This is a genomic window from Streptomyces gossypii (assembly GCF_025165795.1).
Lineage (GTDB): Bacteria > Actinomycetota > Actinomycetes > Streptomycetales > Streptomycetaceae > Streptomyces > Streptomyces gossypii.
Map to the genome: position 1 here is coordinate 594,102 of NZ_JAJAGO010000002.1, position 18,711 is coordinate 612,812.

Genomic DNA, 18,711 nt, shown 5'->3' on the forward strand with positions numbered 1-18,711 from the left:
TCCGAGTCGCCGTCCCGCGGGTCAGCAGGCAGATTGGGACGGTGATGGACGATACGGGCAGGGACGGCACTGACGATCCGGGTGGTGGCGTTGGCAGCGGTGTCCCCGGCGGTCACCCGGCCTCCACCCCCGGGTCCACCCACGCGGCGTTCGACGCCGTCCCGAGGCCCGTCACCCACGCGGCACCGCGCAGGCCGGCTACGGGCGACCGCGTCGTGCTGCGCCGTTACGGCCGCCTGCTGCCCCCTCTGCTGATCGCCACCGGTGCGGCCGTCGACATCTCGACGCCGCCCGCGTACACCCCCGCCGCGCTGTTCGCCGCCGCCCCGGTGGTGGCCGCGCCCCTGCTGTCCGCGCGGGCGACCGCCGCGTGCGGGGCGCTGGCCCTGCTCGTCCTCCTCGTGCTGCTCTTCACCACCGGGACGGCCTCCACCGGCGACGCCGCGATGCATACGACCACGATGGCGACGGTCGCCTTGCTCGCGCTCGGCATCAACCGCCTCCTCCGGCGCAGCGAGCAGCAGTTGGCCTCCGCCCGGGGCATTGCCGAGGCCGCCCAGCTCGCCGTACTGCCGGTGCCCCCCGCGCGGATCGGAGGGCTGGACGTGGCGGCGCGCTACAAGGCGGCGCAGTCCGACGCCCGGATCGGCGGCGATCTCTACGCCGTGCAGGAGACGCCGTACGGCACCCGGCTGATCGTGGGGGACGTACGCGGCAAGGGGCTGGGTTCGGTGGAGGCCGTGGCGGTGGTCATCGGAGCGTTCCGGGAGTCCGCCGAGGTGGAGCCGACTCTGGAGGGCGTCGCGGAGCGGCTGGAGCGCGCGCTCCAGCGGGAGGGCGCCAGACGGCACGGCCTGGACGAGGTGGAGGGCTTCACCACCGCCGCGCTCGCGGAGGTGCCCGCGGGCACTCCGGGGCGGCTGCGGATCGTGAACCGGGGCCATCCCGCCCCGCTGCTGCTGCTGGAGGACGGCAAGGCCCGCTATCTGGAACCGGTCGTCCCCGCGCTGCCGCTGGGCATGACCGAACTCGGCCGCTGGCCCGACCGTGCGGACGAGGCCCGGCTGCCGCCCGGCGCGCTTCTGCTCTTCTACACGGACGGGCTGTCGGAGTCCCGCAATCGGGCGGGTGAGTTCTACGACCCGGCCCTCCATCTCTCCGGCCGCCGCTTCGCCCATCCCGAGGCGCTGCTGGAGGCGCTCGTCGCGGATGTGGGGATGTATACGGGGGGTCAGACATCGGACGATATGGCACTGCTGGCGGTGGGCCGTTGTCCCGGGGCGACGGGTGGTTCGCGGGGGGCGGCGGAGAGCAGTTCCGGGCGGCTGACTCCGGGCGGCTGACTCCGGGCTGGCGGATGCCGGGTGCCGGGCGCGGAAACGGCCGGATCGACAGGCATGAAGTGGGTGACGGTGGTGACAAGGCCAACGTGGCGGGTAGCGGCTTGCCCCAATTGCCCAACACTGACAGCTAAGTCCAGGCCAATGGACAGTCAAAAACCACGGAACGACTTGGATTCTCGGCCGCAAGTCTATTAACGTTCGATAACGCAGCGCGGTCGTCACTGCCGTCACGAGAGGCGGCACCGTGCGCCGTCGCCTAATCCCGCAAGTGCGGCATCGGGAATGACAGCTCGATACCGCACCGAGGGAGCCGGGGAACCATCACTTGGGGTGAATCGGACACGTCCCGCCCATGGACGCGCCCGTAGGAGACCTTCCTGCTCCGAACCCGTCAGCTAACCCGGTAGGCGAGAAGGAAGGAAAGGAGAGCGCCCGAGTGGCGTCCAAGACGCATGCCCCCGAGACCTCGTACGATCCGTACTACGAGGTCGACGACCGCGGTTACCGCTCCAGCGAGAACCACGGTGTATACGGCACGCAAACGCTCTCCGCGGCATACGGCCCGGAACGTGACGACTCTTTCGACGAGTGGAACCCCACCGAGGACTCCATCCGCCCCGTGCGCGGCCGCCATCGCGTGGCCAAGCAGCGCGGCAGCATGGCGCGCAGTGGAGCGGTGCTCGGCGTCGGCGTGATCGCAGCCGTCGGCGCGGGAGGCGTGGCCTCGGCCAGCGACAAGTCCTCCGCCCCCGTCTCCATGCCGGACCTGGCCTCGATGGCGAGCAGCGTCACCGACCAACTGCCCGCCGCCAAGGACCTGCCCGGCGTCGGCAGCCTGATGTCCGACGACTCCGACGAGGAGAGCGGCGAGGACGGCACCACCAACGCCGCCGCGCAGGCCCCCCTCAGCTACGCCGCGCTCAGCACCACCGACGCCCAGGCGGGCCAGTCGGACCCGGGCGAGGCACTGCGCGCCCGAATCCTCGCCCAGGCCGAAACGCAGCAGGCCGAGGCAGACCGGACCGCCCGCGAGGACGCGGCGGCCGCAGCCGCCAAGAAGGCGGCGGACGAGGCCGAGGCCAAGGCCACCGCCGAGGCCAAGGCAGAGGCGGCGAAGAAGGCGGCGGCCAAGAAGAAGGCCGAAGCCGAGGCCGCCCGCAAGGCGGAGGCCGAGCGCCTCGCCAAGCTGGCCCGCAGCTGGGCGCTGCCGACCTCCAACTACCAGCTCACCTCCGGCTACGGCGCCGCGGGCGGCATGTGGCAGAACGACCACACCGGTCAGGACTTCGCCGCCCCGACCGGCACGCCGGTCAACGCCGTCCACAGCGGTACCGTCAAGGAGGCCGGCTGGGCCGGTTCCTACGGCTACCGGATCGTGCTGGAGCTGGATGACGGCACGGAGGTGTGGTACTGCCACCTCTCCTCCATGCAGGTGTCCGCCGGTGCCGAGGTCAGCACCAAGGACGTCATCGGCAACGTCGGCTCCACCGGCAACTCGACCGGCCCGCACCTCCACCTGGAGGTCCGTCCGGGCGGTGCCGACCCGGTCGACCCGCTGTCCTGGCTGCGTGGCAAGGGCCTCAGCATCTGATCCGATCCGACCCCCCACATCCCGTTCCGGGACCGAGCCGCCGCCCCGCTCACCGACCGTGCACTGTGCCCCCCACCTCAGTGCCGGTGAGCAGGAGGGGACGGGGCGGCGGCCACGGGGGGACCTTCAGTACGGGTACGGCGGCGGCTACCGCTCCGTGTCCGCGAACCGCGCGCTTCCGCGCTCCCTTACCCCGGCGGCCCTGGTGCTCTACCCCCCGACACCAGGGCCGTCGGCCTGCGCGTACGGCTCGGCCCCGCCGCCCGGATCACGGTCAGTCCCGCGGCTTCCCGTACGCCCGTTCGACACGGAGTCGTACGACGCACCGCCGGTCGGCGACCATCGCGGCACGGTATTCGTCCCAGTCGGAATGCTCGCCCCTGAGCGCGCGGAAGACGTCGATCAGTTCCTCGACCGTCGCGTCGTACGGGTCCGCCGCGACCGGCGACAGCTCGGCGGTCCCCTCGGCCACCGTCCACGCCCAGCCGTCCTCGCTGGTCACGTGGTAGCTCGCGCGCGGATCACGCTCCAGATTGCGGGTCTTGGCGCGGTCGGCGGTGACGGAGACCCGAAGCAGGCCGGTGCCCGGGTCGTAGGTGTGGTTGACGTTCGACAGCTGCGGGCGTCCGTCTCGCTTCAGGGTGACCAGCACCCCCCTGTCGTACGCGGTGAGCAAGGCGAGCAGCGCGTCCTGTGACTCCGTCACGGTCACTTTCGTCCTCTCCACGAAGGCGGATTCCTCTCCGGCCGTGCTTCTGCGGTCCTGCGGTTCTACGGTCCTGCGGTCCTGCGGTCCTGCGGTTCTACGTTCCCATGCCCGGGACGGGCGTCCGAGGGGACCGCAGGCGCTGCCAGAATGGCCGCATGGACGAAATGGACGAAGAGGTCATCCCCATCCTTCACGTCACGGACGCTACGGCGTCGGTCCGTTGGTACGGACGCCTCGGTTTCGGCAAGCAGTGGCAGCACCGCTTCGAACCCGGCTTCCCGGCGTTCGTCGAGATCGCCCGGGGCCAGGTCCGGCTGTTCCTGTCCGAGCACGAGGGCGACGCGCGGCCGGGCACGCTGGTGTACCTGAGAGTCCGCGATGTGGAGGCTCTCGCGGCGGAGTTCGGGCTGGAGCCCGAAACGGCGCCGTGGGCCCGGGAGATCGAGCTGACCGACCCGGACGGCAACCGCCTGCGGATCGGCACCCCGATCGGGTGAGCACCGGCTAGAACTCGGACGGACCCCACGCGGTCACCGCCGCCTCGTCGCCGACCGAGACCTTGCCGGGCCGCAGCACCGAGAACTTCGCACCGAACGCCACACCGCCCTCCGCCGCCCGCCGGTACTCCGCGAGCGTACGCAGCGGCTCCGGCCCCGCGCGGAGGCCGGACCGCTGCTCGACGGTGGTCACCGCACAGCGGATGGCGAGCTTCGCGTAGCCGAATTCGGCGCTGCCCGCCTCGATCCGACGCGCCCGGTCCTCGGCATGCGGCTCGAGTCCGTCGGCGCCCCACCCGTCCACCACGATGTTGGGACGGAAGCGCGCACTCGGCAGCGGCGCACTGCCTCGCGCGGCGAGCCGCTCGTTGAGCAGGCCCATGGTCGGCAGCGACAGCAGATGCATCGCACTGCTGTCGGCGAAGCCGGAGGTGCCCGGCGTCTGCCCGGCGGTCACCCGGCCGTGCTCCGGCGGCACCCGCACCAGCCTGCTCGGCTCCCCCAGCACAGTCGACAGCCACTCCGCGACCGCCTCGCCCTGGTCGATCGCCCGGTAGGGCACGCGGAACATCTCGACGTCGCGGCGGGGCCCTTCGCGGTCCACCTCGATCCGCAGCGGCTCCGTGTCCGGCGCACGGAGGGTGAGTGACTCGCCCGCCGGGTCGATCTCGGGCCGGACCACGGCCAGCAGGGGGCTGCGCCGCTGGCTGCGGAAGACGCCGTCCTCCGCGACGACGAGGAAGCTGCGGTCGTGCGCGAGCCCCGCCGGGGTGACGGGTGAGTCCCGCACCGAGATTCCGGCGCATCCCTTGACCGGATACGTGATCAGCTCGGTGATGGTGGCCATGCCCGCAGCCTAAGGGGTGTACCCGTGATGGCACGGCCCACCGATCCTTTGCCCAACGGTCAACCCACCGGCCACGGGCCCCGCGTAGCGTCTTCGGCATCCAGCGACCACACACGTCGGCAACGCGGCCCCTGTCCGCGTCGCCGCGCGGGAGAGGCATGTCATGACACCAGCCGACGTCACCACCACCGCCGCAGCCCTGCCACGGGCGTGGGACTCCCACGAGCTGGCGCAGGTGGGGCCCGCGCGGGTGAAGGTGCTGCGGATGAACGAACTGCCGCTGGCGCCCGAAGCGCACCATACGGACGAAACGCTGCTGGTCATGGCGGGCGAGATGCGGCTCACCCTGGACGGACGGGCGGTGACCATGCGGGCGGGCGAACTGTGCGTGATTCCGGCCGGGACCACACACGCGGTCGAGTCCGGGAGCCACGGCACCCTGCTGCTCGTGGAGATCCCGGACGAAGGGGACGGCTGACCGCTCCGCGTCGGCAACTCCGTCCCCGCAACTCCGCGCTGGCAAAGCCGCCCCGGAAAATTCGCTGGCCGGAGCGACGTCCCCACCTGCACTCTCTTCCCCATGAACTCCCCAGCCCCGGAGCCCGGATACCGCATCCGCGCGGCCCACACCGCTGACACGGTCACGGTCTACCAGGCGTACGCACCCCGGATCGGCGTCCCCGCCGCCCGTACGGGCCGCTTCCCTGCGGCCTGGAAGCGGGACCGCATGACGTGGGTCAAGCCGTCGTTCCTGTGGATGATGTACCGCTGCGGCTGGGGTGCGAAGGAGGACCAGGAGACGGTGCTCGCGGTCGAGATCACCCGTTCGGGCTTCGAGTGGGCGCTGCATCACGCCTGCCTCTCCCACTTCGACGCGGACGTCCACCCCGAACGGGCCGACTGGACTGCCGCGTTGAAGGGGGCCCCGGCGCGCGTCCAGTGGGATCCGGAACGCGATCTGCAGCTCCGTCCCCTGCCGCACCGCTCCCTGCAACTCGGTCTCTCGGGCGAGGCCGCGCGCCGTTACGCGGACGAGTGGACGGTCGGCATCACCGACGTGTCGGCGCTCGCGCACGGCATCCATGCCCTCGTACGCGACCGGAGGTACGAGGACGCGGCCCGGCTGCTGCCCGAGGAGCGCCCGTACCCGGCGCCCGCCTGCCCCTCGATCCGGCTCCCGGCGTTCCCGGCGGCCCCGCTGGATCAGCCTCCCATGGCCCCGGGCTCGTCCCTGCCCTGACGGCTGGCACGGTCGCCTCAGTCACTCCGGCCGGTGGCGGCGACATCACCGAAGGACGCGGCGAGTGCCCGTGCGATCAGTTCGGGCAGTTCCGTCTGCCCGTCCTCCTCGGCCCAGCGGGTCAGCGCCGTGTGCATCGCGGCCAGGCATGCGCTGGTCGCCGCTCGGGCGCGGAACGCGGCGTCGGGAGTGGTCGCGTCGTCTCCGAGGGCGTCGACGATGGCTTGTTGCAGCGCGTACTGGCTGTCCAGGTGCCTGGCCCGCAGGGCGGGCGTCGAGACCATGAGCCGGAGGCAGTCCAGCAGGAACCGTTCGTTCACCGCCGCTTCGTCCCCGTCTCCGCCGGTCAACGCGGTGGCCGCCTCGACGAGTGCGCCGCCGACGCGGCGTACCAGGGGATGCGTAGCGGGCGACGCGGCGACCCGCTCGGCGATGAGCCGGGCGGGCTGGTCGATGAGGACGAGGTCCTCCTTGGTCGGGAAGTGCCGGTACACGGTCATCGCCGAGACTCCGGCAGCCTCGGCGACCTCGGTCACCGTCACCGCCTCATAGCCGCGGTCGGTGAACAGCCGCACCGCGTGCGCCTGGATCATGCGCCGTGTCTCGGATCGCTGTCGCTCCCGCAGGGTCGGTTTCCGTTGAATCATGTGATAGACACTACCCCACTGTTAGTGACTAACGTATGAGTGGGGTGGACGGCGTGAGCGGTCAGGTCGGCAGGACAGCTCTGGTGACGGGTGCGTCGCGTGGCATCGGGCAGGCGATCGCAGCCCGGCTCGCGGCCGAAGGGGCCATGGTCATCGTGCACTTCGGCACGGACGAGAGCGGGGCGGCGGCGACGGTCGAGGCGATAGAACGCGCCGGTGGCACCGCCCTCGCCGTCCGGGCTGAACTGGGCGTGGGCGGCGACGTCGAGACGCTCCTCGCCGGTGTCGAGGCCGGCCTGGCCGGTCTGCCGCTCGACATCCTCGTCAACAACGCCGCGGCCGCGCCGACCGGCCCGCTCGGCGCAACGACCCGGGCGGAGTTCGACCACCTGTTCGCGGTCAACGTACGAGCGCCGTACTTCCTCATCGAGCAGGCGCTGCCCCTGCTGCGCGACGGCGGCCGGATCATCACGCTCTCGTCGGTGGCGACACGGATGGCCAACCCGGCCCAGACGGCCTTCGCCATGACGAAGGCCGCGGTCGAGACGATGAGCAGGACCCTGGCCAGCCAACTCGGGCCCCGAGGTATCACGGTGAACGCGGTCGCCCCCGGAGCGACCAGGACGGCTGCCAACGGAGCCGTTTTCGACGTGCCGGGCCTCGTCGAACAGATCGCCGGCATGACGGCGCTCGACCGGCTGGGCGGGCCCGGCGACGTCGCCGACGTGGTCGCCTTCCTGGCCTCCGACGCCGCCCGCTGGATCACCGGCCAGGTAGTCGACGCGAGTGGCGGCCTGTTCCTCGGCCCGCGCGTCTGACTGGCGAGGGTGGGGCGCCAGCACTCCATGAGGTACTCTCGGCCGTGGCTTAACTGAACGGTGTGTAGTAGTTATACATCGTGTGGACCGTGTCGGTGCACAGGGACTGCGGAGGGACAACCACTCATGGACATCGGAGTGTTCGGCGCAACGGGCGTCATCGGCAGAGCAGTCGTGGCGGAGGCGGGGCAACGGGGGCACCGTGTCACGGCGTTCACCCGCAACCCCGCCCGGATACCGGCCGCCGACGAGGGGGAGACGCGCTGGAAGGTCGTCGACCTCACCGACACCGAGAGCGCGGCACAGGCGCTGACCGGACTCGACGTGGCGGTCAACGCGATCAACTCCGGGGACGACATCCCCGGCCAGATCGCCCACGCGGACGCGCTGCCCGCCACCGCCCGCGTCCTTCTCAAGGCCCTGGAGTGCACGCCCGCCACCCGCCTGCTCGTCGTCGGAGGCGGCGGCAGCCTGGAGATCGCGCCGGGCGTACGGCTCATCGACGACGAGCAACTACTCGACACCACCATGACGGACGTGCTCGGCGTACCGCGCGAATACCGTACGGTCGTCCGCGCCCACTCCGCAGTGCTGGACCTGTGCCGCCTCTCGAACCGGTACTGGACCTACCTCAGCCCCTCCGCCGGCCGCATCGACTCCGGTGCGCGCACCGGCCGTTACCGTACGGGCGGAGACGCGATGCTGCCGCCGGGGGACGACCCCCGGGACATCTCCGCCGAGGATCTCGCCGTCGCCCTGCTCGACGAGGCCGAGATCCCCCGGCACATCCAGCGCCGCTTCACGGTGGCCCGGGCCTGAGCGACCGGCCGTCCCGCGACTCGTGTCAGCGGGCGAGGTCGGCGAGTGACAGCAGCAGGTGAGCCGACTCCGGGTAGCAGTAGTCGGAGTGGGCGCCGACCGGATTCCACAGCCGCCCGCGCCGGAAGCGCCGACCGGCGTCCACGTTCACGATCCGGTGGTCCAGCTCAGCCCGCCCGTACGGTGAGTCTGGCCGCCGCAGCGGCACCGCCCCGATGTGCCCGGGCGGCCGGTCCGCCCCCGCGTACCCGATCCCGGCGGTACCCTCCGCGAGCCGGTGCCACAGACCCGTCGCCCGGTCCGCACGTGAACGGGTCAGCACGATCGGCCCGTTGACCGGCGCGTCGTGGAGGAGGCGCGGGAAGCGGTCGGCGAAGACGCCCGGCGAGGCGGCCATCTGGAAGACGAGCAGCGAGTCGACCGCGTACGGGTAGCGGGCATCGGCGCGGCTCCAACCCAGCACCGGGGGAGGCGAGTCGGCGGCGGCCTGCACCGCCTCGGACAGGAAGCGTCCGCCGAAGGAGTGCCCGACGCAGTGCAGATACTGGCCCCCGGCGGTGCGCAGCGTCGGTGCGGCGTTCGGCAGCCTGCGCTGCTCGTTGAGGTAGCCGAGCAGCTGGGCGAGGACCTGGGAGGCACGGCCCCGCGTCGTCATCGCGTGTGCCCGGTCGCGGATGCGCCGGTAGCCCCGGAGCAGCGGATCGCTCATCGACGGCCACCGCACCACGACATAGTGCCCGCGCCAGCCCTGGAGCGCCGGGTACGCGCCGGGGCGGCGCGCGTACTCGGTCTCCACCAGGCCGAACAGACGCCGTGCCGAACCGAGCGCGCCGACAGGGGTGTTGCGCCAGCCGTGGACGAACACCACGATGTCGGTCGCGTCCTCGGGCACGCGCAGGCGGTCGGCGAGGAAGCTGCGCACGGCGGCGGGTGGCACGGGCGTACCGGAGCCCGCCCTCGGGCGGCCGGGGTCGCCGTCGTGGAGCTCTCCGTCCGAGGTGAGGTCGAGTACGGCCGGCGGCCGCAGCGGTAGTGCCGTCAGTGTGCTGCCCCCGACTCCTCGTTGGGTGACCACAGGTGCACGTCCATGCCCCGGTGCAGGGAGAAGATCAACCCGAGCGGATTGCCGTGCTCCCGGGCGAAGTCCCGTGCCAGCGCCTGCGTGATGTCCCCGATTCTGCCGCCCTTGTCCAGGAACGAGGTGAAGAACCGCGCCGTGTACTCCCGCGCGAAGGCCCTCGGCAGATCGATCTGCGGGCCGACCAGGCAGCGGGCCCCCATGTCCAGCAACTGCCTCCCGAAGGAGGGGTAGAAGTCGGACGACAGCTGTCCGCCCTGACACGCGGCGACGAACACCAGCGGGCTGGAGGCCAGTTGGTCCACCGGGCGCCAGCCCATCAGGTCGGAGACGTAGATGCGCTCGTCGTCACCCAGCACGAAGTACGGCTGCGTGGCCCCGTACCCGGCCGCCCCGGACCCGCGTCCGTATCCCGTGGAGCCCACCTCCGCGTGGCAGCCGAAGTAGCTGATGTGGTCACCGAAGTCGGGGCTGCTCAACGCCCGCGCCAACTCCCACTTCGCACCCCGCACCTCCACCCGGGACCGCCGGTCGCAGCCCTCGAAGATGCCGGGCAGCGCCCCGACGAACTCCGTACGCGGATACTCCTCGTCCACTCTGCCGTCCACGTTCAACCCCACCGCGACCCGCCCGTCGTCGGGGAGGGCGATCCGGCTGTCGAAGCCCGGCATCCGGGAGAAGTTGTGCTCCACGACATGCCGGTAGCCCCAGAAGCCGTCCAGCGACCACGCGTCGTCGGCAGGGTCGCTGGACTGGTCGCGCAGCAGGTCGTCGGAGTCGAGCGGGGGCGTGTACAGCATGCCCCAGGGCACATACAGATCGTCCGACTCCATCGTCAGCACGCAGGGCCCGGCGCGCAGCGCCTGCGTGAGCTGCGCGGTGATCTCCGCGAGTGCCGCGTCCGGCCCGTGGAAGAGCATCCGGAACAGACTGTGCCCGGAGCGCGCCAGGCTCAGCCACACCCGCCGCAGTACCGCCTGCGGGACGCTCGCACCCGTACGCCAGTCGTCCACGAAGGGCCGGACGGTGCGCCCGGTCTCCGGATCGGCCCAGCCGCGCTCGATGACCTCGCGCTGCCACTCCTCGCGCAGCTTGGCGATGCCGCCCTGGATCCTGTCGGCCTCGGCGGCCAGTCGTGCCTGATACCCGCCGCCGCCGGTCTCCGCGAAGGCCGGGCCCCACGCCTGCACGGTGTAGTACCGCTCGTCCCGGTCCCTGGTGAAGCGCAGATGCGCCGTACGCGCCCGGTTGTACGAGGGGCCCCAGGCGGTCTGCATCCGCTGGGCGGGGTCCTGGGTGACGACATGCCTCAGCTGCCCGCTCATTCGCGCGATCCCCACTGCCCGGCGGGCACCCCGACGTCACCGGTCACATCCAGTTCCGCCTGCACCTCCATCAGCAGTTCGCTGTCCACATCCCGGTAGATCCGGAAGGTCAGTCCGAGCTCCCCGGCTTCGGCGGGCACCACATCGAAGTCGACAACCTCCGTCGTACGGTCGGCCCGCAGCTCCACCAGCCGCGTCACGGGCCAAGTGACGGCCGCCCCCCGCGCATCGAGAAGCACCCGCAGCTTCACGGCCTCGGGCAAAGGCTCGGGAGCATCGCTCAACTCGCCCACGGCAGGGGCGACCAGCGCGAACGCCACGGTGGCGGGCACCCCCACTCGGGCGGGCTCGTCTCCGAGGCGCTGGATGTACGGCTCCGTGTGGAACGGCCGGTCGGGGACGGCCAGTTCGGGGGGTTGGCGGGGCAGGCCCAGCCGCCAGGAGGGGAAGGACTCGGAGTACGTGAGGGCAGGGGGAGCCCACTGGACGCTCGCTTCCCCCCATATGCTCCCCACCCCCTGCCGAAAGTTCACCGAGGGCGGAGCGGGCATGGCCACCCGGCTCGGGGTGCTGTCGAGGTCGAGGACAGCGTCGCCCAGTACGTCCATCCCCGCGTCCTCGAACGGCGCGTCACCGCGCCGGCTGGTTGTGGGGTGCTGCGGTTCCGTCGCGGCGCCGGACCGTGCTGTGGAGGTCCCCTTCACCCGGACCACACCCCGCACCGGGTCGATGATGTCCACCACATGGCGCAGCAGGCGCGGCACCGCACGGTCCTCCAGGGCGCTCGCGAGCGCCACCGCCCGGCCCCACTCCCTCGCCGCCCGCACCGGCCGCCTCGCGTCGTAGGCCGTGCTGCCCGCCTCGACGGCCTCCTCCAACGCGGCACGCGTCGGCTCCGTGTAGCTGCGCTGTTCGGACAGCAGGTGCTCAAGCGCACGGCTGAGGTGCTGGCTCATCTCCTCGGCCAGGGCATACCGCTTCACATAGCTGGCAGTTGCACGGTTGAGGACGTGGTGCAGCGCACGCAGCACGCCGTCTCCCTCGTCGCCGTGGCCTTCCCCCTCCGTGCGGCTGGCCTCGACCAGCTCGCGCAGCGTCGTACCGACGGTGTAGAGATCGGAACGTACGGTCAGCCCGTACGTGCGCATCTCGGATTCCGGCACCTGGTAGCGCGGCGTGCCGATCACGGGGGAGTCCCGGTCGTCGACGCGGCGGACGGCGCCGAGGTCGATCAGCTTGATGTGCCCGCCCTGGAGGATGACGTTGCCCGGCTTCAAGTCGCAGTAGAGAAGCCCCAGCCGGTGCAGATACCCCAGCACGTCGAGGATCTGGATGCCGAACGCGATCACCTGCTCCGCCAGCAGCGGCGGCCCACCGGCCTTCGCGGCGCGGATCACCTCGGAGAGCGTGGCACCCTCCACGTACTCCATCACCAGGTAGTCGACCGCGTCTCTTTCCCGGCGGCCGTCGGTGACGATGTCGCGGATGCCGACGATGTGCGGGTGGTCGATGAGAGTGCCGAACTCGCGCTCCGGTGATACATCGTGCCCCGCCCTCGGGATCAACTCCTTGAGCACGACCAGCCTTCCGCCCGCTCCCGGCGCGGCGCCTCCGTCTTGGCCCTCCGCCGGCGGCGCCTCATCGGCCGCCAGTTGGAGCCAGCCTCTGCCACCCCGGGCGAGCGGTCCCAGCACCCGGTAGCGGTCGCCGACCACATCGCCCTTGCTGGGGAGGCGCATCGGCCGGTGGGGGAACGCGACACCGCATTCCGTGCAACTGACCCCGACCGGAGCCCGGTTCACCGCACCGCACTCCTCGCAGAGCTGATCCGTCTCGCCGCGGGCCGGGCTCGGTGCGTCCGGACGGGCAGCATCGCGCGCCGACGGCTCCGGCCTCGCCGGTGAGCCAGTTGTCTCGCGTGGATCCGCCCCCATAGCCCGCCACGATACGGCGAACGGCGCCGCACCGGCAGAAGGCGAACCACGCCTCGTCCCGCTCGCGGAGTGTCACACCCCCAGGGGCTACGTCGTCTTCGGGGCATGAGAATCGTTGAACCGGTCCCCACGGCCGCGGCCTCCACCGACGCCACCGAAGTCACCGATCCCGCCTCCGTGACCAGCCCCGACCGGGAAGCCCGGCCACCCGGCGTCTTCGCCCGCCTCGCGGGCTTCGCCCACCGCAGGCGGCGGCTCGCGCTCAGCCTCTGGCTGGCCGTCCTGGTCGGCATCTGGACCGTCGCCTCCCTCGTAGGCAGCGACTACCGGGAGGACTTCTCCCTCCCCGGCACCGAATCCCAGCAGGCCGCCGACGTACTGGCCGAACACGGCGTGGCCCGTACCGGAGACACCCTGGACATCGTCCTGCGAAGCGGCGGCAACGACGGGCTGCGCACCCCGGACACCCGCAAGGGCGTCGAGAGCATGCTCGCCCAGGTGGCGCGGCAGCCCAAGGTGGATCAGGTGCACAGCCCGTACGACGGCGGCGCCGCGATCGCTCCGGACGGGCGCATCGGCTACGCCACCGTCGTCCTCGACGTCCCGTCCACGGAGATGACCAAGGACGACGCCCAGCGCCTCTTCGACGTCACCCAGCGCAACACCGTGGACGGCCTCCAGGTCGAACTGGGCGGCGAAGCCGCCCGGTTGCTCGGGACGGGGCAGGGCGGAGTCGCCGAGGGGGCGGGCGTCCTCGCCGCGCTGGTCATCCTCGTCTTCATGTTCGGCACCTTCATCGCCGCCGGACTCCCCATCGTGACCGCCGTGTTCGCCGTCGGCTCCACACTCGGCGTGATCGTCGTCGCCTCGCAGATGTTCACCATCGCCGACTACACGCCGTACATGATGATGGTCGTCGGCCTCGGAGTCGGCATCGACTACGCGCTGCTGATCTTCGCCCGTTACCGTATGGAACTCATCAACGGTGCCGCCCCGGAACGCGCAACCGTCAACGCCCTGGACGCGGCGGGACGGTCCGTCTTCTTCGCGGGATGCACGGTCATCCTGGCCCTGCTCGGGCTCGTCGCGCTCGGCCTCGGCTCGCTGCGCGGCATAGCCTTCTCCGTCGCACTGACCGTGCTGGCGACCATGGTCGCCTCGCTGACACTGCTCCCCGCGCTGCTCGGCGTCTTCGGGCCGCGCTTCGCCCGCCAGTTCACCGCGCGGGCCGCCGCACGCGCCGCGAGGAACAAGGCACCCGAAGGAACGATATGGCGCGACCTCGCCACCAGGGTGCAGCGCCGCCCGCTCGCCGCGCTGCTGCTGGCCGTCGTCACGCTCGGCGCGCTGTGCGTCCCGGCGGCCGGTATGCGGCTCGGTTTCGCCGACGCGGGCAGCGACGCGTCGGACACCACCAGCCGCAAGGCGTACGACCTGCTCTCCGAGGGCTTCGGGCCCGGCTTCAACGGCCCGCTCCTCGTCGTGATCGACGCGGACCGTGGCGACCTGAGCACCGCGGGAAGCACGGTGACCCGCGCCCTTGCCGACACCAGGGGCATCGAGGCGACCGCCCCGCCGGTGCCCACGGCCGACGGCCGCGCCGCGACCGTACTCGCCTTCCCGACCTCCTCACCGCAGTCGGAATCCACCTCGGACCTCGTCGCCCACCTGCGCGAACGCGTGCTGCCGCCACTTGCCGAAAAGACCGGCGCCGACTACCTCGTCGGCGGGAGCACGGCGGCCGGTGACGACTACTCCGCGAAGGTCTCGGAGCGCACGCCGCTCTTCATCTCGATCGTCGTCGGACTGTCGGTCATCGTGCTGATGATGGTCTTCCGCTCCGTGTGGATCCCGCTCAAGGCGGCGCTGCTCAACCTGCTCAGCATCGGCGCGGCGCTCGGGTCGATGACGCTGGTCTTCCAGCACGGCCTGTTCGGAGTCGAGTCCGGCCCGGTCGAGGCATGGATGCCCGTGGTCATCTTCGCCATCGTGTTCGGACTGTCCATGGACTACGAGATCTTCCTCGTCTCCCGCATCCACGAGGAGTGGAAACGGACCGGAGACGCCGCCCTGGCGGTGCGCGAGGGACTGGCACACACCGGCTCGGTGATCACGGCGGCCGGCGCCATCATGGTCGTGGTCTTCGGGGCGTTCATGCTCAGCCCGGAGCGCATGCTCCAACAGGTCGGCTTCGGCATGGCGGTGGCCATCTTCGTCGACGCAGTGATCATCCGCTGCCTCATCGTCCCGGCCGTCATGCAACTCCTGGGCCGCCACGCCTGGTGGCTCCCGCGCCCCCTCGCCCGCGTCCTCCCCCACACCCGCCTCTGACCGCCTCCAACCGGCCACTCGCCGACATCAGTCGACGCTTCACCCACCACCCGGGGCGGGAAACGTCATTTCCGTCGACCGACTCCTCAGTCGGAGCGCCTGCCCCAGCTGGTCGAGGAACCTGGCGGGACGCAGCGCGTCCTGCCAGGTGAAGCGGAGCAGTACGAGGCCGGGGTACGCGGCCAGCAGGGCGTTCTGCCGGTGCCGGTCGGCGTACACGGCCTGCGGCCTGCTGTGCACCTCTTCTCCGTCGGCCTCCACGCCGATCCCCCTGCTCGGCCAACCCGCGTCCACCCGGTACCGCGTGCCGGTGTGCGGATCCGCAAGGCGCCACTGGAGGACCTCCGGCGCCATCCCCGCGTCCGTACAGATCAGCCGGTGCCGGGTCTCGAGCGGGGATTCGGCCCGCCCGTCCCCTTCGGCCAGCCACACCCGGGCGCGCGGCGCGCCCGTACGCCCGCGCAGCAGCGTCAGCACGGCCCGCTTCCCGCCCGCCGCACCGGCCGTGGCCGAGTTGGCGGCTCCGGGCAACCTCCCCTGCCGCAGCGCCGAGTCCAGAACGCTCACACCCGTCATCCGGTCCTGCGTGAGCAGCAGGTCAGCGACGGTCTGCGGCACGGTCGTCACCGGAAGCCCGCGCAGCGAGGTGCACTGCCGGCTGCCGACCCGGTGCACCAGCAGCCCAGGCCGGGGCTTCCCAGGCGCCGGGCTCGCCAGATGTACGGTCTCGTCCGCCGCACGCGGCAGGCCCGCGAGCCCTGCAACCGAGCGGCGGTCGGCCCCACCACAACGGCGCGCGGCCCGCAGGCCAGCAGCGCGGCGCGGACCCGGGTAGCCAGTCGTGGCAGCCCATTGGGCACCACCCAGTAACTCCCACGGGCCAGGGGAACCCACGCCCCCGCCCGCACTATCCGCCGCACCAGCGCCGACGGCACCCCCAGCCTGCTCGCCTGCCTCCCCGTGAGCACGCCATCCTGCCGCGCGGCCATCCGGCGCACCCGGCCCAGCAGTTCCCCCTCAGCGACCATGCGGTCACTTTCCCAAGAGCACCCCCGCCCCGGAACCCCTGTGGAAAACCCCCAATCGATCTTCAACGGTCGACGCTCCGCCCACACCCAGCCCCTGAAACCGTCCATTCCGTCGACCGATCCCAAGAGCCGCGGCGACTCTCCGTCAGACGCCGACCTGCGGAGCGCCCTCCGGTGCACGCAGCAGACCCTCCGGCAGATAGCCGGACCTGATGCGCAACTCCCATCCGTGCACCTGGACGGCGAGCGCGGCCAGCGCGATCGCGCCGACCGGCAGCAGGCTCCGGGGAGCCGCACCGGACGCCGCGCTCTCGCTCCCACCCTCGCTCTCGCGGTGCTGGACGAGACGCCCGGCCAGGGCCTGCTCGAAGGCCGACTGGTCATCCTCCAGCAGTACGCGGAGCAGACGCTGGTCCGGCGTCAGCTCGCTGAGGGCGTCCAGCCGTCGAGCGGCCTCGAAGCGCTCTCCGGCGTCCGGCTTGCGCAGCGTGATAGAAGGCCAGTCCCGGGGAAGATGCCCGCTTGCCTGGGTCAGATAGCCGCACAACGCGTCCATCTCCGCGAGGCCCGCCGGGTCCGAACGCGACTCCAGCCGCGAATACGGCACCCCGTCGCGGATCGCGGGTGCGTAGTCCTCGCGTAGTAGCAGTCCGATCACCCGGTTCCGCTCCCAGACCAGGCCACTGATCAGGCACATCCCGAACGAGTCCAGCCAGGTACTCGTGGTGGGCGCTTGATCCACCAGGTACCCGAGGATGATCCCCTGCTCGCTGGTGAGCTCCTCGCCGATGAGCGGGAAGGGAATCTCCTGGTCGCCGTCGGGGAAGCAGCCGAGGCTCAGTACACCGAGCGTGCACTCCGCAGCCGTCCGCAGGGCCAGCCGCACGGAGGCTCCCTCAAGGGCCGGATCCTGCCCCGTGCACGCGCCCACGTGATCCAGGAGATCCGCGGAGGCATCCCGGAGTTCCTGCAGGGTCCCGTCGCCGTAGCGCAGGTCGTGCCAGTGGCCGATCGTCCGCCCGTGTATGCCCTCCAGCGCTTCTGCGATGCGCTCTTCACCGACGCGGTGGCACGCCACTTCCTGCATGTCGTCGTCTCCCTCGATCCCTCTACCGGCACCGGAAGGCTACCGACCTGCGCCTACCGCCCCTGCACGCCCACGACGAAGCGCCGCCACGCTTCCGCCGTGAACCGCAACACGGACCCTGCGGGGTCTTTGCTGTCCCGTACGGCCACCCCGCGATCCGGGGTGGCCATTTCTATGCAGTTCCCCCCGGATCCGTTGCTGTAGCTGCTCTTGCGCCAAAGGAGCTGAGCCGGTTCGGTCATGAAGGCAGTCCTCGCATCGCATCTCTGATCAGTGCAATCGACAGTTGTGGGCTGAGCGACAGCGCCCGGAGGTTGTCGAACGCCCTGGTGTAGCGGGCGATGTCGTCTTGATGCTCCAGATACGTGCCGTCTGTCAGGCCGTCCCGGTAGACGACATCGGGGTCCTCCTGCTCAGGAAACCCCAAGATCGTGTACGCCCCGGTGGCCGGGTAGCTCCCTGCGCCGAACGGCAGCACCTGGATGGTGACGTTCTTCAACTGTGCCATTTTCATTATGCGTTCCATCTGCTCGCACATCACCTCCCTGCTGCCTACCAGGTGCCTCAGGACGCCCTCGTGCACGATGGCCCAGAGGTCCGGCGGCGCAGTGGCCCTGAGTAGCGCCTGCCGTTCCATGCGCACCGCGATCATCCGCTCGATGTCATCTGGTGATGGCGGCGACGAAGCAACGTGCAGCTCCCTGGCGTACGCCTCGGTCTGGAGCAGGCCGGGTACGAACTCGCACTCGTAGGTGCGCAAACTGGAGGCCGCCTGCTCCAGGCCGACATAGACGGAGAACCAAGAGGGCACCGCATCGCCATGGGCACGCCACCAGCCGCGGGTCTTGGAGTCCTTGGCCAGACTCTTGAGCAGGTCGCGCATGTCGTCGGCCGTGTTGTAGAAGCGGCAGAGCGCCTCGACATCCGAGGGCTGCACGCGACCGCCACCGGTCTCCATCCGATTGACCTTGGAACCGCTCCAGTCCAGGGCTTCGCCCACCTGGTTGCAGGTCAGCGCGTGCTCCTCACGGAGCTTCTTCAGCTCGATGGCGAGACGGCGGCGGCGAGCAGTAGGGGATCCAGCCACGCCAAGTCCTCCTTCGGCAGCGACGATTCAGTCTGTTGGGAAGATCCCGCCCCAGACAATCACCCGTTCGTGGGATTCGCGGCGTGCATATTGCATATCGGGACGTGAGGCTGCCACGCTGCACGAGAATTAACTCACAGTCCTTGGTCGAAGCCTCACCGTCACCTTGCTCAAGGACCCAGCCCGCAGGGAGTTGACGCGAATGATCACGGGACAGGACTTGGCCGTGCGGCGCTGGGAGGAAGCGTTCCTGGCCGAACCCAGCGGTGACACCCGTCTCCCTGGCCGTCTCGGTACGAGCCGATCGGCTCCGCATCGAACTCACGGACC

Annotated in this window: 19 protein-coding genes and 1 riboswitch; of the genes, 8 read left to right on the top strand and 11 right to left on the bottom strand. The window is 71.0% G+C overall.

Annotation, left to right across the window (positions count from 1 at the left end; translation table 11 throughout):
* The first annotated feature begins 44 nt into the window (after nucleotides 1-44).
* Nucleotides 45-1,343 carry a PP2C family protein-serine/threonine phosphatase gene (locus tag LHJ74_RS06265; protein ID WP_260216570.1) on the top strand — a complete coding sequence of 433 codons (1,299 nt, stop codon included), beginning with the start codon at nucleotides 45-47 and terminating at the stop codon, nucleotides 1,341-1,343.
* Nucleotides 1,344-1,620: 277 nt separating this feature from the next.
* A riboswitch (cyclic di-AMP (ydaO/yuaA leader) is annotated at nucleotides 1,621-1,768 on the top strand.
* An 11-nt stretch (nucleotides 1,769-1,779) separates the two neighbouring features.
* Entirely contained in the window at nucleotides 1,780-2,934 is a 1,155-nt protein-coding gene (locus LHJ74_RS06270) for a M23 family metallopeptidase (protein ID WP_260216494.1), read from the top strand.
* 274 nt (nucleotides 2,935-3,208) lie between these two features.
* Here the strand turns inward: LHJ74_RS06270 and LHJ74_RS06275 are convergent, their stop codons facing one another.
* Complete coding sequence (locus LHJ74_RS06275) at nucleotides 3,209-3,646, bottom strand: PPOX class F420-dependent oxidoreductase (protein WP_260216571.1); 438 nt, start codon at nucleotides 3,644-3,646, stop codon at nucleotides 3,209-3,211.
* A 161-nt stretch (nucleotides 3,647-3,807) separates the two neighbouring features.
* Here LHJ74_RS06275 and LHJ74_RS06280 point away from each other — a divergent pair, with 161 nt between their 5' ends.
* Nucleotides 3,808-4,140, top strand: a complete 333-nt coding sequence (locus LHJ74_RS06280; protein ID WP_260216572.1) for a glyoxalase superfamily protein — start codon at nucleotides 3,808-3,810, stop codon at nucleotides 4,138-4,140.
* Nucleotides 4,141-4,147: 7 nt separating this feature from the next.
* On the opposite strand, the gene LHJ74_RS06285 is transcribed toward LHJ74_RS06280, so the two are convergent.
* The gene (locus LHJ74_RS06285; protein ID WP_260216495.1) at nucleotides 4,148-4,987 is read right to left on the bottom strand and encodes an MOSC domain-containing protein; all 840 of its coding nucleotides are present in this window, start codon (nucleotides 4,985-4,987) and stop codon (nucleotides 4,148-4,150) included.
* Between the two features lie 163 nt (nucleotides 4,988-5,150).
* Between LHJ74_RS06285 and LHJ74_RS06290 the strand changes: the two genes are divergently transcribed.
* The gene (locus LHJ74_RS06290; protein ID WP_260216496.1) at nucleotides 5,151-5,465 is read left to right on the top strand and encodes a cupin domain-containing protein; all 315 of its coding nucleotides are present in this window, start codon (nucleotides 5,151-5,153) and stop codon (nucleotides 5,463-5,465) included.
* Nucleotides 5,466-5,567: 102 nt separating this feature from the next.
* Nucleotides 5,568-6,227, top strand: coding sequence for a DUF4291 domain-containing protein (locus tag LHJ74_RS06295; RefSeq protein ID WP_260216497.1), 660 nt, complete (start codon nucleotides 5,568-5,570; stop codon nucleotides 6,225-6,227).
* 17 nt (nucleotides 6,228-6,244) lie between these two features.
* Here the strand turns inward: LHJ74_RS06295 and LHJ74_RS06300 are convergent, their stop codons facing one another.
* Nucleotides 6,245-6,874 (bottom strand): TetR/AcrR family transcriptional regulator, encoded by a 630-nt coding sequence (locus tag LHJ74_RS06300; RefSeq protein ID WP_260216498.1) that lies wholly within the window; start codon nucleotides 6,872-6,874, stop codon nucleotides 6,245-6,247.
* A 35-nt stretch (nucleotides 6,875-6,909) separates the two neighbouring features.
* Here LHJ74_RS06300 and LHJ74_RS06305 point away from each other — a divergent pair, with 35 nt between their 5' ends.
* The gene (locus tag LHJ74_RS06305) at nucleotides 6,910-7,692 is read left to right on the top strand and encodes an SDR family NAD(P)-dependent oxidoreductase (RefSeq protein ID WP_260216499.1); all 783 of its coding nucleotides are present in this window, start codon (nucleotides 6,910-6,912) and stop codon (nucleotides 7,690-7,692) included.
* Nucleotides 7,693-7,818: 126 nt separating this feature from the next.
* The gene (locus LHJ74_RS06310; RefSeq protein WP_260216500.1) at nucleotides 7,819-8,511 is read left to right on the top strand and encodes an NAD(P)-dependent oxidoreductase; all 693 of its coding nucleotides are present in this window, start codon (nucleotides 7,819-7,821) and stop codon (nucleotides 8,509-8,511) included.
* Between the two features lie 25 nt (nucleotides 8,512-8,536).
* Here the strand turns inward: LHJ74_RS06310 and LHJ74_RS06315 are convergent, their stop codons facing one another.
* The 3 genes from LHJ74_RS06315 to LHJ74_RS06325 are packed head-to-tail and all read right to left on the bottom strand — an operon-like array spanning nucleotide 8,537 to nucleotide 12,716.
* Complete coding sequence (locus LHJ74_RS06315; RefSeq protein ID WP_260216501.1) at nucleotides 8,537-9,586, bottom strand: alpha/beta hydrolase family protein; 1,050 nt, start codon at nucleotides 9,584-9,586, stop codon at nucleotides 8,537-8,539.
* Complete coding sequence (locus LHJ74_RS06320) at nucleotides 9,550-10,914, bottom strand: hypothetical protein (protein WP_260216502.1); 1,365 nt, start codon at nucleotides 10,912-10,914, stop codon at nucleotides 9,550-9,552. Before LHJ74_RS06320 ends, LHJ74_RS06315 begins: the two co-directional genes overlap by 37 nt.
* The gene (locus tag LHJ74_RS06325) at nucleotides 10,911-12,716 is read right to left on the bottom strand and encodes a serine/threonine-protein kinase (RefSeq protein ID WP_260216503.1); all 1,806 of its coding nucleotides are present in this window, start codon (nucleotides 12,714-12,716) and stop codon (nucleotides 10,911-10,913) included. Before LHJ74_RS06325 ends, LHJ74_RS06320 begins: the two co-directional genes overlap by 4 nt.
* Nucleotides 12,717-12,953: 237 nt before the next feature.
* Between LHJ74_RS06325 and LHJ74_RS06330 the strand changes: the two genes are divergently transcribed.
* The gene (locus tag LHJ74_RS06330) at nucleotides 12,954-15,179 is read left to right on the top strand and encodes an MMPL family transporter (RefSeq protein ID WP_260216504.1); all 2,226 of its coding nucleotides are present in this window, start codon (nucleotides 12,954-12,956) and stop codon (nucleotides 15,177-15,179) included.
* Nucleotides 15,180-15,218: 39 nt separating this feature from the next.
* On the opposite strand, the gene LHJ74_RS06335 is transcribed toward LHJ74_RS06330, so the two are convergent.
* The 5 genes from LHJ74_RS06335 to LHJ74_RS06350 are packed head-to-tail and all read right to left on the bottom strand — an operon-like array spanning nucleotide 15,219 to nucleotide 18,381.
* On the bottom strand, nucleotides 15,219-15,797 hold the full coding sequence (locus LHJ74_RS06335) for a putative endonuclease domain-containing protein (RefSeq protein WP_260216505.1): 579 nt from the start codon (nucleotides 15,795-15,797) through the stop codon (nucleotides 15,219-15,221).
* Between the two features lie 5 nt (nucleotides 15,798-15,802).
* Entirely contained in the window at nucleotides 15,803-16,315 is a 513-nt protein-coding gene (locus tag LHJ74_RS34360) for a type IV toxin-antitoxin system AbiEi family antitoxin domain-containing protein (protein WP_375546667.1), read from the bottom strand.
* A gap of 37 nt (nucleotides 16,316-16,352) precedes the next feature.
* The gene (locus tag LHJ74_RS06340; RefSeq protein ID WP_260216506.1) at nucleotides 16,353-17,294 is read right to left on the bottom strand and encodes an immunity 49 family protein; all 942 of its coding nucleotides are present in this window, start codon (nucleotides 17,292-17,294) and stop codon (nucleotides 16,353-16,355) included.
* Nucleotides 17,295-17,347: 53 nt separating this feature from the next.
* Nucleotides 17,348-17,536, bottom strand: coding sequence for a DUF397 domain-containing protein (locus tag LHJ74_RS06345; RefSeq protein ID WP_260216507.1), 189 nt, complete (start codon nucleotides 17,534-17,536; stop codon nucleotides 17,348-17,350).
* Nucleotides 17,533-18,381 (bottom strand): helix-turn-helix domain-containing protein, encoded by an 849-nt coding sequence (locus LHJ74_RS06350; RefSeq protein WP_260216508.1) that lies wholly within the window; start codon nucleotides 18,379-18,381, stop codon nucleotides 17,533-17,535. The genes LHJ74_RS06345 and LHJ74_RS06350 overlap by 4 nt, the downstream gene beginning before the upstream one ends.
* Nucleotides 18,382-18,711 lie beyond the last annotated feature (330 nt).